The following is a 12,968-nucleotide window of genomic DNA, read 5'->3' as shown; positions in this document are numbered from 1 at the left end:
GACCCGGCCGAGGACGGCACGCCGGGCGCGCTCCCGGGCGGTGGCCACCGTGCGGTGCTCGGCTGCGGCGTCGGGCACGACGAGCTTGGCGGCGTCGGTGGGCGTCGAGGCGCGCCGATCGGCGACGTGGTCGAGGAGCGGGGTGTCGACGTCGTGGCCGATGGCGCTGACGACGGGCGTCCGGGCGGCGGCGACGGCGCGCAGCAGCGCCTCGTTGCTGAACGGCAGGAGGTCCTCGACCGACCCGCCGCCCCGGGCGATGACGACGACGTCGACGAGCGGGTCCGCGTCGAGGTCACGGAGCGCCTCGACGACCTCGGACACGGCGCCGACGCCCTGGACGGCGACCGGCCGGATCTCGAACCGCACCCCCGGCCAACGGCGCCGCGCGTTCTCGACGACGTCCTTCTCCGCGGCGCTGGCCCGGCCGCAGACGAGGCCGACGACCCGGGGCAGGAAGGGCAGCGGCTTCTTGCGCGCCTCGTCGAACAGGCCCTCCGCCGCGAGGGTGCGGCGGAGGTACTCGATCCGCGCGAGCAGCTCACCGACCCCGACGGGCCGGATCTGCCGCGCGTCGAGGATGAGGCTGCCCCGCGTCGTCCAGAACTCCGGCTTGGCCTGGACGACGACACGAGCACCCGCGTCGAGCGGGGCCGCCATCGCGTCGAGCGCCGTGACGCGCACCGCGACGGAGAGGGACATGTCGACATCCGGGTCACGGAGGGTGAGGTATGCCGTGCCGGCCCCCGGCCGCCGGTTGAGCTGGACGACCTGGCCCTCGACCCACAGGACCGACATCCGCTCGACGTACTCGGCGATCTTGACGCTGAGCAGCCGAACCGGCCACGGGTGCTCGGCCGTCGTGTCGGCGGCCTTCTCCGGCAGCGGCTGGCTCATTCGGCTCACTGTAGGGCCCGGCACCGTCACCCAGGCCCATCCGTATGCCGAGCGCGCCGAGTCCGCGACCCGTTCGACAGGCGTTCCCCTCCGTCGTCGGGCACAGCCTTCCGGCACAGCACGCCGATCGAGCCGACGGGCACCGCCGGGATGCGGACGGAACGGCACGGGCGACGTCGGCGATCCGTCACGGCATCCGGAAGTCGGCGAAGTCGAAGCCCGGGGACACGATGCAGCTGACGAGCGTGTCGCCGGCCGCGGGAAGGGTCCGCTGCCAGACGCCTGCCGGGACGAGGACGTGGCGCCGCTCGCCGTGCCGGGAGCCGGTGCCGAGAACCCGGCGCTCCCCTCCCGACGCAGCCTCCGCGGACCCGCCGAGCTCGAGCACGAGAGCCGGGCCCTCGCCGTGGATCCACAGCTCCTCCGAGGTCACGAGGTGCCACCGGGAGCTCGTGCCCTCGGGCAGGAGGAAGAGGATGGCCGTGGCGGTCGAGCGCAGCCGCCCGTCGGCGAGCGTGACCCGCTGCTCCGAGCGCCAGGTCTCCCGGAACCATCCGCCTTCCGGGTGCGGCTCCAGCCCGAGCGCCCGGGCCAGAGGGGGAGCGGACGACGAGTGCGGCCCCTGTGGCATGGCATACATCCTCCCTGTGGGACGGGGCACCGTCCCCCGGACCGTACGATTGAGACATGACCGAGCCGACCAAGCGCGTGCTGCTCGCCGCCCCGCGAGGCTACTGCGCAGGCGTCGACCGGGCGGTCGTCACCGTCGAGAGGGCCCTCGAGCTCTACGGGCCGCCGGTGTACGTCCGCAAGCAGATCGTCCACAACAAGCACGTCGTCGCCACGCTGGAGCAGCGTGGCGCGATCTTCGTCGACGAGACCGACGAGGTCCCCGAGGGCGCGACCGTCATCTTCTCGGCCCACGGCGTCGCGCCCGTCGTCCACGAGGAGGCCCGGGCACTCTCGCTCAAGACGATCGATGCGACGTGCCCCCTCGTCACGAAGGTGCATCGCGAGGCGGTGCGGTTCGCGAGCGCCGACTACGACATCCTGCTCATCGGCCACGAGGGTCACGAGGAGGTCGTCGGCACGTCGGGCGAGGCGCCGCAGCACATCGTCCTCGTCGACGGACCCGACGACGTCGACACCATCGAGGTCCGCGATCCCGACAAGGTCGTCTGGCTCTCCCAGACGACGCTCTCGGTCGACGAGACGATGGAGACGGTCCGCCGGCTGCGCGAGCGGTTCCCCCGGCTGCAGGACCCGCCGAGCGACGACATCTGCTACGCCACCCAGAACCGGCAGCTCGCCGTCAAGGAGATGGCCCCGCAGTGTGACCTCATGATCGTCGTCGGGTCCCGCAACTCCTCCAACTCCGTCCGCCTCGTCGAGGTGGCGCTGGAGCATGGGGCGCGGGACGGGCATCTCGTCGACTACGCCGAGGAGATCGACGACGCGTGGCTGCGGGACGTGACGACCGTCGGGGTCACGTCCGGCGCGTCGGTTCCCGAGATCCTCGTGCGCAGCGTCCTCGACCACCTCGCCGACCGGGGGTTCGGTGCCGTCGAGACGGTCGTGGCCGCCGAGGAGTCACTGATGTTCGCCCTCCCCAACGAGCTGCGCCGCGACCTCAAGGCCGCCGGGATGTCGGACAAGATGCGCCATGACGCGGCGTTCGCGGAGGCCGGCTCGCTGCACTGACCTCGACGTCCTGCGCGACGGTGCCGTCGGACGGCCCTGACCCCGACCCTCCGGCGGCTCTTGGCAGGGCGGTCCCGGTGGCGACATACTGCTACGGCGTCGGGATGCCGCGTCGTCTCCTCCGGGAGCCGGCGGATGTCTCGGTCGGATCCGAGCCGCATCGGTGTCAGGCCAGGGCGCCCCCGTTTGTCGGGTCGCCTCGGCCGGAAGGACGTGGCTCATGTCCCTTGCGCTCTACCGGCTCGGACTGGCGCTGGCTCGCCATCGCCTGTGGTTCATCGGCGTCTGGGTCGCCGTCCTCCTCGTCCTCCTCGGTGGAGCGGGCACGCTCGGCAGCCACTACGACGACTCGTTCACCCTGCCCGGCAGCGAGGCCCAGCAGGGGCAGGACGTCCTCGCCTCGCGGTTCGGCCTGACGGGCGGGACGGCGCAGGCCGTCTTCACCGTCAGCCACGGCTCGATCACCGACTCCGGGCCGCACGACGCCGTGGAGCACACCGTCTCCGCGGTCGCGGGCCTCAAGGGGGTCAGCATGTCCGACCCCTTCGCCCAGTCCTCGAACGTGTCGAAGGACAAGCTTGCCGTGCTGGGCCAGATCCAGTTCGCGCAGCCTCGGCCCGACGAGTCGGTCCTCGACTCCGTCGAACGGCTCGTCGGCGAGACGGGCGCCTCGGTGACCGGTACCGTGGGCGGCTCTCTCTACAACGAGATCCCGCCCCCGTCGCGAGTGCCCGAGCTGTTCGGCATGCTCATCGCCTTCGTCATCCTGGCGATCGCCTTCGGCTCCTTCCTGGCGGCCGGCATACCCCTGCTCACCGCGCTCCTCGGCGTGTCCGCCAACGCCTCGGTCATCGTCATCGTGTCGTCCGTCGCGACGATCTCGAGCACCTCCCCGACCCTGGCCGAGATGCTCGGACTCGCCGTGGGGATCGACTACGCGCTGTTCATCCTGTTCCGCTACCGGACCCGGCTGCGTGAGGGGCTGTCGACCGGCGAGGCGATGGCGCGAGCCCTGGCCACCGCGGGGAGCGCGGTCGTCTTCGCGGGCACGACGGTCGTCATCGCCCTGTGCGGACTGGCCATCGCCCGCATACCGCTCCTCACCGTCATGGGTCTTGCCGCCGGCGCGGCGGTTCTCGTCGCGGTCCTCGTCGCCATGACCCTGTTGCCCGCCATCGCCCTGCTCCTTGGGGAGCGGATGCGGCCACGGCCTGCGAGGGACGAACCGCGCCGCCGGCTCCGCTTCCTGCACCGACGCGGAGGGAACGGGCCGGGGCTCGGCGCGCGGATCTTCCAGGGATGGGTCGGGACGTCGACGCGGCATCCCTTCCTCACGATCGTCGCGTGCGTCATCGTCGTCGGAGGAGCGACGGTCCCAGTGACCGGCCTCAGTCTCGCCCTCCCGGACAGCAGCACGGCGCCCAAGGGCACCGAGCAACGCACGACGTACGACACGATCACCCGCCACTTCGGGGCGGGATACAACGCGCCGTTGTCCGTCGTCGCCGACATCATCACGAGCACCGATCCCAGCAAGACGGTCGACGACCTGGCGAGCGCCTTGCGGTCCACGCCGGGCGTCGTCGCCGTTCCGACGGCCACGCCGAACTCCGCCGCCGACACCGGGCTGTTCGTCGTCATCCCGCCGGGCGGTCAGTCCGACCCCCAGACGTCCAAGCTCGTGCGCACCCTGCGGTCGGAGGCCCCCACGCTGGAGAAGAAGTACGGCGTGTCGAACGTGCTCGTCGGCGGGACGACGGCCATCAACCTCGACGTCTCCGACCGGCTGTCCGGCTCGCTGATCCCCTTCGGCGCGGTCGTCATCGGCCTGTCCGTCATCCTCCTCGCGGTGGTCTTCCGGTCCATCTGGGTGCCGCTCAAGGCGACGCTCGGCTACCTCCTCTCGGTGGCCGCCGCCCTCGGCTCGGTCGTCCTCGTCTTCGGCGGGTCCGGGCCGGTCGTCAGCTTCCTCCCGATCTTCGTCATGGGTGTGCTCTTCGGCCTCGCCATGGACTACGAGATGTTCCTCGTCTCCCGGATGCGGGAGGAGTACACCGAGGGGCACAGCGCGAGGGACGCCATCACCGAGGGGTTCTCGGCGTCGGCTCCCGTCGTCACCGCCGCCGCGCTCATCATGGTCAGCGTCTTCGTCGCCTTCGTCCCGAGCGGGTCGTCGACGATCAAGCCGATCGCCTTCGGCCTGGCCGTCGGTGTGTTCGTCGACGCGTTCATCGTGCGGATGAGCCTCGTGCCGGCTGTCCTCGCCCTCCTCGACGAGCACGCCTGGCGGCTGCCCGGATGGCTCGACCGCGCCCTTCCCGTCGTCGACGTCGAGGGCGTCGCGCTCGGTCGCGTCCTCGACCAGCGGCGCTTCGAGGAGGAGTACGGCGGCGTTGCGCTGTCCGCGCGGTCCCTCGTGCCGGCGCCGGGGGCTCGCCCCGTCGACCTCCACACCGCATCGGGGACGGTCACCGTCCTCGAACGTCCACTCCCGGAGTCCCGGGCGCTGGCGTATGCCGTTGCGGGGCATCTGGCTCCGGCTTCCGGGGATGTCGCCGTCAAGGGATACATCCTGCCCGAGCAGCGTGCGGCGACCCAGCCGCTCGTGGCCGTCGTCGACCCCGCCCGGACGGCCATGGAGGTGACCGTCGAGGAGGAGCTGGGCACGCGGGCGCGGCTGGCCCGTCGTCGCCGACGGGACCGGTCGAGGGTCCTCGACGCCTCGCTCGAGCTGCTGGCGCAGCTGCCGGTCGGGGCCGACGGGTCCGCGAGACCGGTCGGCGCGTCCGACCCGATGGGTGGCCTTCGCGGGACGGCGCTCGCCGCCGTCGACCTCGCGGCCGCTCTGGCGGCTCAGGTCGCCGTCGTCGTCATCGTCGTCGAGGAGCCCGGTGTTGCGCCCGAGCTGCTTCGTCTCGCACAGGAGGCCGCTCTTCGGGGACCTGCCGTGCTCCTCGTGGGCCCAGATCTGCGGGCCATCCGTGGATCCGCCCGGCCGCCGGCCGGCCCGGTCGCCTCGGCCGGCCCGGTCGCCTCGGCCGCGCCGGTCACCCCGTCGGGCAGCGCGGGAGACGGGACAGCCGTTCTCGACGCCGCCACCGGAGCAGAAGGGAGTGACCAGTGAGCTCACTCGCCCCTGGAGCGACCGAGCCGGGCCCCCACGGCCCCCGTCCGACCTGGCGCGTCATCGCCGCGCTGGTGCTCTTCCCGCTCCTCGTGACGGCCACCCTCGTCTGGCTCGCCGACGCCCGGACCCAGGCGTTGGGGGAGATCCCGGCGGCCATCGTCAACAACGACAAGATCATCACGGGGGACAACCCGATGGCGGCGGGCCGGGCCGTCGCCAGCCAGCTGACCCATCCACCGAAGGGGCAGCAGAACCTCTCCTGGACGGTCACCGACGCCAAGGACGCCAGGGAGGGGCTGGCGAGCGGCCGGTACTACTCCGTCCTCACCATCCCGGAGGACTACTCCAAGAACGTCCTGTCGACCGGAACGGACCACCCGGCCCAGGCCACGATGTCGATCCAGAGCAACGATGCCTCGAGCAGCACGGTCGGCATCGTGAGCCAGGCCGTCGCGACCGCCGCGGGCACCGCTCTCGGCCAGCAGGTGACACAGGGCTATCTCACGAACGTCTACGCCGGGTTCAACTCCCTCCACGACTCGCTCTCCAAGGCCGACTCGAGCTCCCACCAGCTCGCCGACGGCGCAGCACAGCTGGCCTCCGGAGCGTCCTCGTCCGCGCAGGGGGCCGCGACGCTCGCGACGAGCGTGGCCCAGATCGCCCAGGGCGCCCGGCAGGTCGACACGGCCTCCGGCCAGCTCGCCTCGGGAGCGGCGACCCTCGCCACGGGTGCAGCCCAGGCCGCCGCGGGCGCCACCTCGCTCGCCACGGCCGCCCGCACACTGTCTGCGGGGAGCACGAGGCTCGCCGGGAGCGCCTCGACCCTTGCCTCGCGGGCAGACACGCTGAAGGGAGCAGCCGGGAAGGTCTCCACCGGCACGTCCGCATGGGCGAGCGGCCAGACCCTGCTCGCCTCGGCCCTCGGTCGACTGGCCACCGACTGTCATGGCGCCGGTGCCAGCGACGCATACTGCGACCGGGTGGCCGTCGAGGCCAAGGCCGCGCATGCCCTGGCCGCCGCGGGAACGACCGTCAAGGCGGGGGCGAGCGGGGTCGCGACAGGCGCGAAGGCGCTCGCAGCCGGCACGAGGAAGCTCTCCGCAGGGCAGGCCGCGCAAGCCACCGGCGCCGGACATCTGGCCTCGGCGAGCAAGACCCTCGCCTCGGGCACGGAGGGCGTCGCGTCGGGAGCCGCCACGCTCTCGACCGGGGCGGCCAGCCTCGACACTGCGACCGCGTCGCTCGCCTCGGGTGCCGGGCAGGCCGCATCCGGCGCCGCCAGCCTGGCCAGCGGCTCCGCGACCCTGGCGACGAGCGCCTCGCAGCTCAGCAGCGGTGCAGCCTCCCTCGCGAGTGGGCTCGACCAGGCCGTGCAGCAGACACCCACCTATTCCGACGACGAGTCGAAGGCCCTGTCGAGCGTCGTGAGCCAGCCGGTCGCGCTCACCTCGTCGACCCTGCACTCCGGCCACCGGCTCGGGTGGCCGGTCTCGGTCATCGCCGCCCTCGTCCTGTGGGCGGGGGCGCTCGTCGGGCTGTGGGTGGGACGTGGCATTCCCCTACGTGGGCTCTTCGCCCCCGTGTCGAGCCGGCGGATCGTCCGCTCGGTCACGCGGTCCGCCGTCGTGCTGGGTGTGACCCAGGCCCTGTGCATCCTTCTCGTCGTCTTCGTCGTCAGGGTGAACCTCGCCTCCGCCGTCGGTTTCAGCCTGTTCGTCGTCGTCGGCGGAGTGGCGTTCTGGGTCCTCGCGACGGGAGCGCGGGCCGCCTTCGGGCGCGTCGGCATCGGTGTGCTCGTCGTCTTCCTCGCGCTCCAGGTGGCGTCGCTCGGCTACGTCGTTCCGATCCAGACCGCGCCGCAGGGCATCCAGAGTCTCGCGGGCCTGCTCCCGCTCAACGCCTTCGTCGACGGCGCCACGCGACTCGCGACGGGCGGGGTCGTGGGATCGATCCTCGGGGCCGTCGTCGTCCTCGCGCTCTGGATGGGGCTCGGCCTGCTCCTCATCGCCTGGGGGATCCGCCGACGCCGCATCGTCAGCGCCGGACGGTTCATGGCGTCGACGACGGCGCCGCCGCTCGCCGACCTGTCCTGAGAGTCCGACTGCGAACCGGCCGGGCTCCTTGTGGGGAAGGTGGTTGCTGCCCCGGCTCGGGCCACCTTCCCCACAAGCACTGCTGTCGGAACCAAGCGAAGGCTAATGGCTGCCGACGAGGTTGAGGCCGACGACCCCGACGACGATGAGGGCGAGGCAGACCGCCTTCACGAGCGTCATCTGCTCGCCGAGGAAGACGACGGCGATGACGGCCACGGTGGCGGTGCCCAGACCGGACCACACGGCATACGAGACCGAGACCGGGAGAGTCCGGACGACGATGGCCAGCAGCCAGATGGCCACGCCGTAGCCGAGGAGGACGACGGCGCTCCAGGCCAGGTGATGGAAGGCGTCCGTCCGCGGCAGCAGCGCCGTGGAGACGACCTCGACGAGGATGGCCACGACGAGCAGACTCCAGGCAAGGACCACCGAACCACTCGCTTTCTCGACGGAGTCGGGTGCGCCAGACGGATCCGGTGCGCCCGACAGGTGGGAGGGACTCATCGTCAGGCGGTCTCCGCATCCGGGTACGGTGGGCCGCCGTCATCCCCGCCCGCGTTCCGTCCGAGTTCCCCGAGCGCCTTCCGTCCGAGTCCCCCGGCGGCGTTCCATGCGGGATCGTCGCGGGCATTCCGCCCGGCAGGTCGACGATGGGCCGGATCGTCGAGCTCGGGCCGTCGGTCGTCGGCGGTCGCGGCTTCGATGAGCTCCATCGCGGTGAGGACGCGGGGCGTGCTGTCGAGCGGCGCGACGGCGTCGAGCCGAGTCGGGACGAGGCCGAGGTCGGTCATCCGGCGCGCCGACACCAGGACCCGGGACTCCAGCGCCCCGACGAGCTGGTTGTAGCTCTCGACCGACCGGGACAGGGACCGGCCCAGGGTCGAGACGTGCCCCCCGAGCGTGCCGAGGCGGTCGTGCAGCTCGCGGCCGAGGGCGAGGAGCTCCCGGGCGTTGCCGGCCAGGGCGTCCTGCTGCCACGTGAAGGCGACGGTCCGCAGAAGGGCCATGAGCGAGGCGGGCCCCACGAGTGCCACCCGGCGCGCCAGGGCCTGCTCGTGGAGCGAGGGGTCCGCGCCGAGGGCCGCCGACAGCATGGCCTCGGTCGGGACGAAGCACACGACCATCTCCGGGGTGGTCGTGAAGGCCGACCAGTACGCCTTGGCGGACAGGTCGTGCACGTGCCGCGAGAGCGCACGGGCGTGCTCGCGCAGGAGGGCGGCCCGCTCCGGCCCGTCGACGTCCTCGGCCTGCGCCTGCAGGAACGCCGTCATCGGCGCCTTCGCGTCGAGCACGAGGACCTTGTCACCAGGCAGGCGGACGACGACGTCGGGCCGGACCCGCACGTCGTGTCCGCTGACGGCCGACACCTGCTCCTCGAAGTCGCAGCGCGCGAGCATCCCGGTCAGCTCGAGGATCCGCCGCAGCTGCACCTCGCCCCAGGCGCCGCGGACCGAGGAGGCGTTGAGGGACCCCGCGAGAGACCTCGTCTGGGCACCGAGAGCGGCCGTCTCGCCCTCCACCCGGTGCAGGACGCTGCGGAGGGCACCGAAGTGCTCGACCCGGTCGCGTTCGAGCGTGCCGACCTGCTGCTCCACACGGGTCAGCGCCTCACGGAGGGGCGCGAGCGCAGCCGCGGTCTGGGCGTCATCGGCGACGGCGGCCTCGAGGTCGACGACCCGCTCGCGCAGCAGGTCGCGCTCGGCGCGGAGCGCGGCCCGGCCGCTCTCGGCATACAGGTATGCGAGGAGAGCGCCGATGATGAGCCCGACGAGGCCCGTGATCCACAGCGTCATGGGGCCCACGATGACAGGTGGCGCCGACACCGGCCGGGAGGCCCGACGAGGACGGAGGCGACGAAGGGTCCGCCGTCGCATACCAAGGGGTGACCCGGAGGTGAGGGCTATATTTCCCGACCATGACCGCGACCCCCTTCTGCATCGGGCAGGACGACGCTGTCGATCCGCTCGTCCTCGCCCTCGATGTCGGGTCCACCGCGACGCGCGGCGCGCTCTTCGACGCGACGGGACGACCGATCTCGGGGCGGGTCAAGACGTGCCACGCCTTCACCGTCGGCGAGGACGGCACGTCGCAGATCGACGCGGATCAGGTGACGGACGAGATCGCGGCGATCCTCGACGGCCTCGCCGGGCCGGGAGGGCCTGCGACCGGCCGCATCCGCGGGGTCGCGTTCGACACCTTCGCGTCCTCCCTCGTCGCCGTCGGCGCGGACGGCCGGGCGCTGACCCCCTGCTACACGTATGCCGACAGCCGGTGCTCCGCCGAGGTCGAGGAGCTTCGTGAGGAGCTCGACGAGACGACCGTCCAGCAGCGCACGGGGACCCGCCTCCACACGAGCTACCTCGCGCCACGGCTGCGGTGGCTCTCCCGCGTCGAGCCGCGGGTCTTCGCGGACGCGGTCCGGTTCGTGTCGCTCGGGGAGTACGTCCAGCTCAGGCTCATCGGTCACACGGCGGCCGGCACCCCGACGGCCGCGTGGACGGGGATGCTCGACCGCCGTCTCGGCGCGTGGGACCCCGAGATCCTCGCCGCGGCGGGGGTCGGGGCCGACCGGCTGTCACCGGTCCAGGACCCCGGCGTGCCGCTGTCGGCGCCCGATGTCACGGGGGGTGGGCGGTGGCCCGGACTGGTGGGCGCCGAGTGGTTCCCCGCGATCGGGGACGGGCTGGGCCACAATCTGGGGACCGGGGCCCGTGACGCGAGCGCGATCGGCTGCGGTGCGGCGACGTCCGGGGCGATGCGCGTCGTCGTGCCGGGCCAGCCGGCCCAGCTGCCCACCGGCCTGTGGTGCTACCGCATCGACGCGGACCGCAGCCTCCTCGGCGGTGCGCTCACCGACGTGGGCCGCGTGTTCGGCTGGCTCGCCTCGGGGATCGCGGCCGGCCTGGCACCCTGCGAGGTCGACGCCGTCCTCGGCGCCGACCCGGTCCCCGGGACGCCGGCTGTCGTGCCCTTCCTCACCGGCGAACGGAGCACGGGGTGGGCGGCCCGGGCCCGGATGGTGATGGCCGGAGTGTCGGCGGCGCACGGCCCGGCGGACATCGTGCGCGGCGCGGCCGAGGGCGTGGCGATCGGCTACGCCCGCATCAGCGAGCAGCTGCACGCCGTCGCGCCCGAGGCGGCCCGGGTGGCCGCCTCGGGCAGCGTCACCGCGCTGTATCCGTCGTTCCTGCAGATCCTCGCGGACGCCCTGCAGGTGCCGGTCGAGCACGTCCAGCTCAAGCGGTCCACGCTCCTCGGCACGGCGCTCACCGCGATCGACGCGGTGGCGCCGGGCGTCGAGCGCGCCACGCCGCCCGTCAAGCGGACCTTCGAGCCGCGACCGGAGCACGCCGACCACTACGCGGCCGTGCGAGCCCGCTTCGACGAGCTGTACCCCGTCGCGATCTCCTGACGGGGCCGCGGTCCGGCATTCCGGCCCTCAGGGTGTCCACCGCGGGTCGCGGCCGTTCCAGCCGACGAGCCGGTCGTATGCCGGGGCGTCCTGCGGCACGTCGACGACCGGGCCGAAGGGGATCTCCGGACCACGGCCCTCCCGCGGGAGCTTGTCCATGGCGCCGGTCAGCGAGATGGCGGCGAGCTCGTCGTCGAGCCCCGCGGTCCGGCCCGTCGCGACGGCGAGATCCCAGGCGTGCGTCGCCAGCTCGCTGACGTACATGCCGAGGGCGGCCCCCACCGGTGCCTGACCCCACGGCACGTCGACGACCCGCTCGAGGTCGGCACCGGCGAGCGCTGAGTCCGTGCCGGCCCGGCCGGCCACCCAGTCCGCAGCCCAGTCCTCGGAGTGCCACTCCCTCGGAACGGAGAAGAACGGCTCGCCGCGGACGACGGCGCCGATGCGCCGGACGACCGCCTGGAGATGGTCGACGAGGGCGGCGACGTCGTACTCGTCGCACGGCGTGGGCCGGCTCGCGTCGCTCGGGTCGGTCGACGTCACGAGCCGGCCGGCCTGGTCGAGCGCCCGCGCGAGAACCGGGCGGAGGTCGGGGATCGTCGTGGGGGTCTGGGTGGTGGCTGTCGTGTCCATGGGAACCAGTCCATCGTCATAACCGGACATCCACTGTCAGGTTTCCATGGGAATCTGGGTCGTATGCGTGCCGACCGGCTCCTGCGCATCCTCGTCCTCCTGCAGCGGCATCGCCGGCTGACGGCGGGAGACCTCGCCGCGCGCCTCGAGGTCAGCGAGCGGACCGTGCTGCGGGACATGGAGGCGCTGTCGTCGGCCGGAGTGCCCGTCTTCACCGAACGGGGCCGTCACGGCGGGTGCGTCCTCCTCGACGGGTTCACGACGGACGCGTCCGGGCTCACGGCGTCGGAGGCGCAGGCGCTCTTCGCCTGGTCGAGCCGGGAGGGAGCCGCCGAGCTCGGTCTCGGATCCGAGCTGACGGGCGCGCTCGCGAAGGTCGCGGCGTCCGCGTCCGAGACGGCGGTGACCGAGGCGGAGAGCCTCGGTGCCGTCCTCCTGTCGGACCGGCGCCGGTGGTTCGGCGAGGCGGAGCGGGTCCCCGTGCTGCCGCAGCTCCGGGAGGCGGCCGTCGCGGGCCGCCGGGTGCGGATCGCATATCAGCGGCCGGACGCCGACGCGCCGAGCGGGCGGACCGTCGACCCTCGTGGTCTCGTCGACCAGTCGGGCCGGTGGTACCTCGTCGCCGCCCATCGTGGCCGGATGCGGACCTATCGCGTCTCCCGCATCGTCGACGTCACGGTCCTCGACGAGCCGGTCGCGCCGGGCGACGGCCGGCCCCTCGCGCAGGTGTGGGCCGAGCTGCGTTCCGGGTTCGAGGAGCGGGTGCGTGACCCGGTGACGATCGACATCGAGGTCGGCGACGAGGTCCGGGCCATGTTCTTCCTCGTCGCCCGGTCACAGCTGGCGACCGAGACGGAGCCTGCGCCGGTGGGCGATCCCGGCCAGCGTCGGTGGCGCCTGGTCGTCCGAGCCCGCAAGCCCGCCCTCGCCCTCGTCCTCGCGTGGGCACCCGACGTCGTCCTCCTCGCTCCGGACGATCTGCTGGAGGAGGTCCGCTCGACGACCGCGACGCTCTCGCGGCTGTACGCGCGGTCGCGGCCCGGGGCGCCGGAGCCGAGCGCTGTCCAGTAACCTCGGCACCATGTCGGAGAGGGTCTTGTCGTAT

The 12,968-nt window shown here is 72.9% G+C and carries 10 protein-coding genes; 5 read left to right on the top strand and 5 right to left on the bottom strand.

What is annotated here, in order from left to right:
- Nucleotides 1–897: exodeoxyribonuclease VII large subunit (gene xseA, locus BN12_RS02390; RefSeq protein WP_048549863.1), on the bottom strand; the 897-nt coding region annotated here is incomplete at its 3' end.
- Between the two features lie 187 nt (nt 898–1,084).
- Nucleotides 1,085–1,528 (bottom strand): cupin domain-containing protein, encoded by a 444-nt coding sequence (locus tag BN12_RS02385; protein ID WP_200901125.1) that lies wholly within the window; start codon nt 1,526–1,528, stop codon nt 1,085–1,087.
- 56 nt (nt 1,529–1,584) lie between these two features.
- Between BN12_RS02385 and BN12_RS02380 the strand changes: the two genes are divergently transcribed.
- The 3 genes from BN12_RS02380 to BN12_RS02370 all read left to right on the top strand — a co-directional run bounded on the left by BN12_RS02380 (nt 1,585) and on the right by BN12_RS02370 (nt 7,818).
- Nucleotides 1,585–2,598, top strand: coding sequence for a 4-hydroxy-3-methylbut-2-enyl diphosphate reductase (locus BN12_RS02380; protein ID WP_048549861.1), 1,014 nt, complete (start codon nt 1,585–1,587; stop codon nt 2,596–2,598).
- A 220-nt stretch (nt 2,599–2,818) separates the two neighbouring features.
- The gene (locus tag BN12_RS02375) at nt 2,819–5,722 is read left to right on the top strand and encodes an MMPL family transporter (protein ID WP_048549860.1); all 2,904 of its coding nucleotides are present in this window, start codon (nt 2,819–2,821) and stop codon (nt 5,720–5,722) included.
- Nucleotides 5,719–7,818, top strand: coding sequence for a YhgE/Pip family protein (locus BN12_RS02370; RefSeq protein WP_048549859.1), 2,100 nt, complete (start codon nt 5,719–5,721; stop codon nt 7,816–7,818). Before BN12_RS02375 ends, BN12_RS02370 begins: the two co-directional genes overlap by 4 nt.
- A gap of 102 nt (nt 7,819–7,920) precedes the next feature.
- Here BN12_RS02370 and BN12_RS02365 read toward each other — a convergent pair whose 3' ends face one another.
- Both BN12_RS02365 and BN12_RS02360 read right to left on the bottom strand, forming a co-directional pair.
- On the bottom strand, nt 7,921–8,322 hold the full coding sequence (locus tag BN12_RS02365) for a DMT family transporter (protein WP_083454356.1): 402 nt from the start codon (nt 8,320–8,322) through the stop codon (nt 7,921–7,923).
- 2 nt (nt 8,323–8,324) lie between these two features.
- On the bottom strand, nt 8,325–9,611 hold the full coding sequence (locus tag BN12_RS02360) for a DNA recombination protein RmuC (RefSeq protein ID WP_083454355.1): 1,287 nt from the start codon (nt 9,609–9,611) through the stop codon (nt 8,325–8,327).
- Nucleotides 9,612–9,733: 122 nt separating this feature from the next.
- Here BN12_RS02360 and BN12_RS02355 point away from each other — a divergent pair, with 122 nt between their 5' ends.
- The gene (locus BN12_RS02355) at nt 9,734–11,230 is read left to right on the top strand and encodes a gluconokinase (RefSeq protein WP_048549857.1); all 1,497 of its coding nucleotides are present in this window, start codon (nt 9,734–9,736) and stop codon (nt 11,228–11,230) included.
- Nucleotides 11,231–11,257: 27 nt separating this feature from the next.
- Here the strand turns inward: BN12_RS02355 and BN12_RS02350 are convergent, their stop codons facing one another.
- Complete coding sequence (locus BN12_RS02350; protein ID WP_048549856.1) at nt 11,258–11,863, bottom strand: TIGR03086 family metal-binding protein; 606 nt, start codon at nt 11,861–11,863, stop codon at nt 11,258–11,260.
- A gap of 63 nt (nt 11,864–11,926) precedes the next feature.
- Between BN12_RS02350 and BN12_RS02345 the strand changes: the two genes are divergently transcribed.
- Nucleotides 11,927–12,934 (top strand): helix-turn-helix transcriptional regulator, encoded by a 1,008-nt coding sequence (locus BN12_RS02345; RefSeq protein ID WP_083454354.1) that lies wholly within the window; start codon nt 11,927–11,929, stop codon nt 12,932–12,934.
- The last annotated feature ends 34 nt before the right edge of the window (nt 12,935–12,968 follow it).

The organism is Nostocoides japonicum T1-X7 (assembly GCF_001046855.1).
In the GTDB taxonomy this organism is placed as follows: Bacteria; Actinomycetota; Actinomycetes; order Actinomycetales; family Dermatophilaceae; genus Nostocoides; species Nostocoides japonicum.
Note: the sequence above shows the minus strand (reverse complement) of the source record. Positions and strands in the feature narration are given on the sequence as shown.

Excerpts from the sequence above, each read along its gene's own strand:
- BN12_RS02385 (WP_200901125.1), bottom strand. The coding sequence starts at position 1,528 with ATGCCACAGGGGCCGCACTCGTCGTCCGCTCCCCCTCTGGCCCGGGCG.
- BN12_RS02345 (WP_083454354.1), top strand. The coding sequence starts at position 11,927 with ATGCGTGCCGACCGGCTCCTGCGCATCCTCGTCCTCCTGCAGCGGCAT.
- BN12_RS02380 (WP_048549861.1), top strand. The coding sequence starts at position 1,585 with ATGACCGAGCCGACCAAGCGCGTGCTGCTCGCCGCCCCGCGAGGCTAC.
- BN12_RS02350 (WP_048549856.1), bottom strand. The coding sequence starts at position 11,863 with ATGGACACGACAGCCACCACCCAGACCCCCACGACGATCCCCGACCTC.
- BN12_RS02360 (WP_083454355.1), bottom strand. The coding sequence starts at position 9,611 with ATGACGCTGTGGATCACGGGCCTCGTCGGGCTCATCATCGGCGCTCTC.
- BN12_RS02365 (WP_083454356.1), bottom strand. The coding sequence starts at position 8,322 with ATGAGTCCCTCCCACCTGTCGGGCGCACCGGATCCGTCTGGCGCACCC.
- BN12_RS02375 (WP_048549860.1), top strand. The coding sequence starts at position 2,819 with ATGTCCCTTGCGCTCTACCGGCTCGGACTGGCGCTGGCTCGCCATCGC.
- BN12_RS02355 (WP_048549857.1), top strand. The coding sequence starts at position 9,734 with ATGACCGCGACCCCCTTCTGCATCGGGCAGGACGACGCTGTCGATCCG.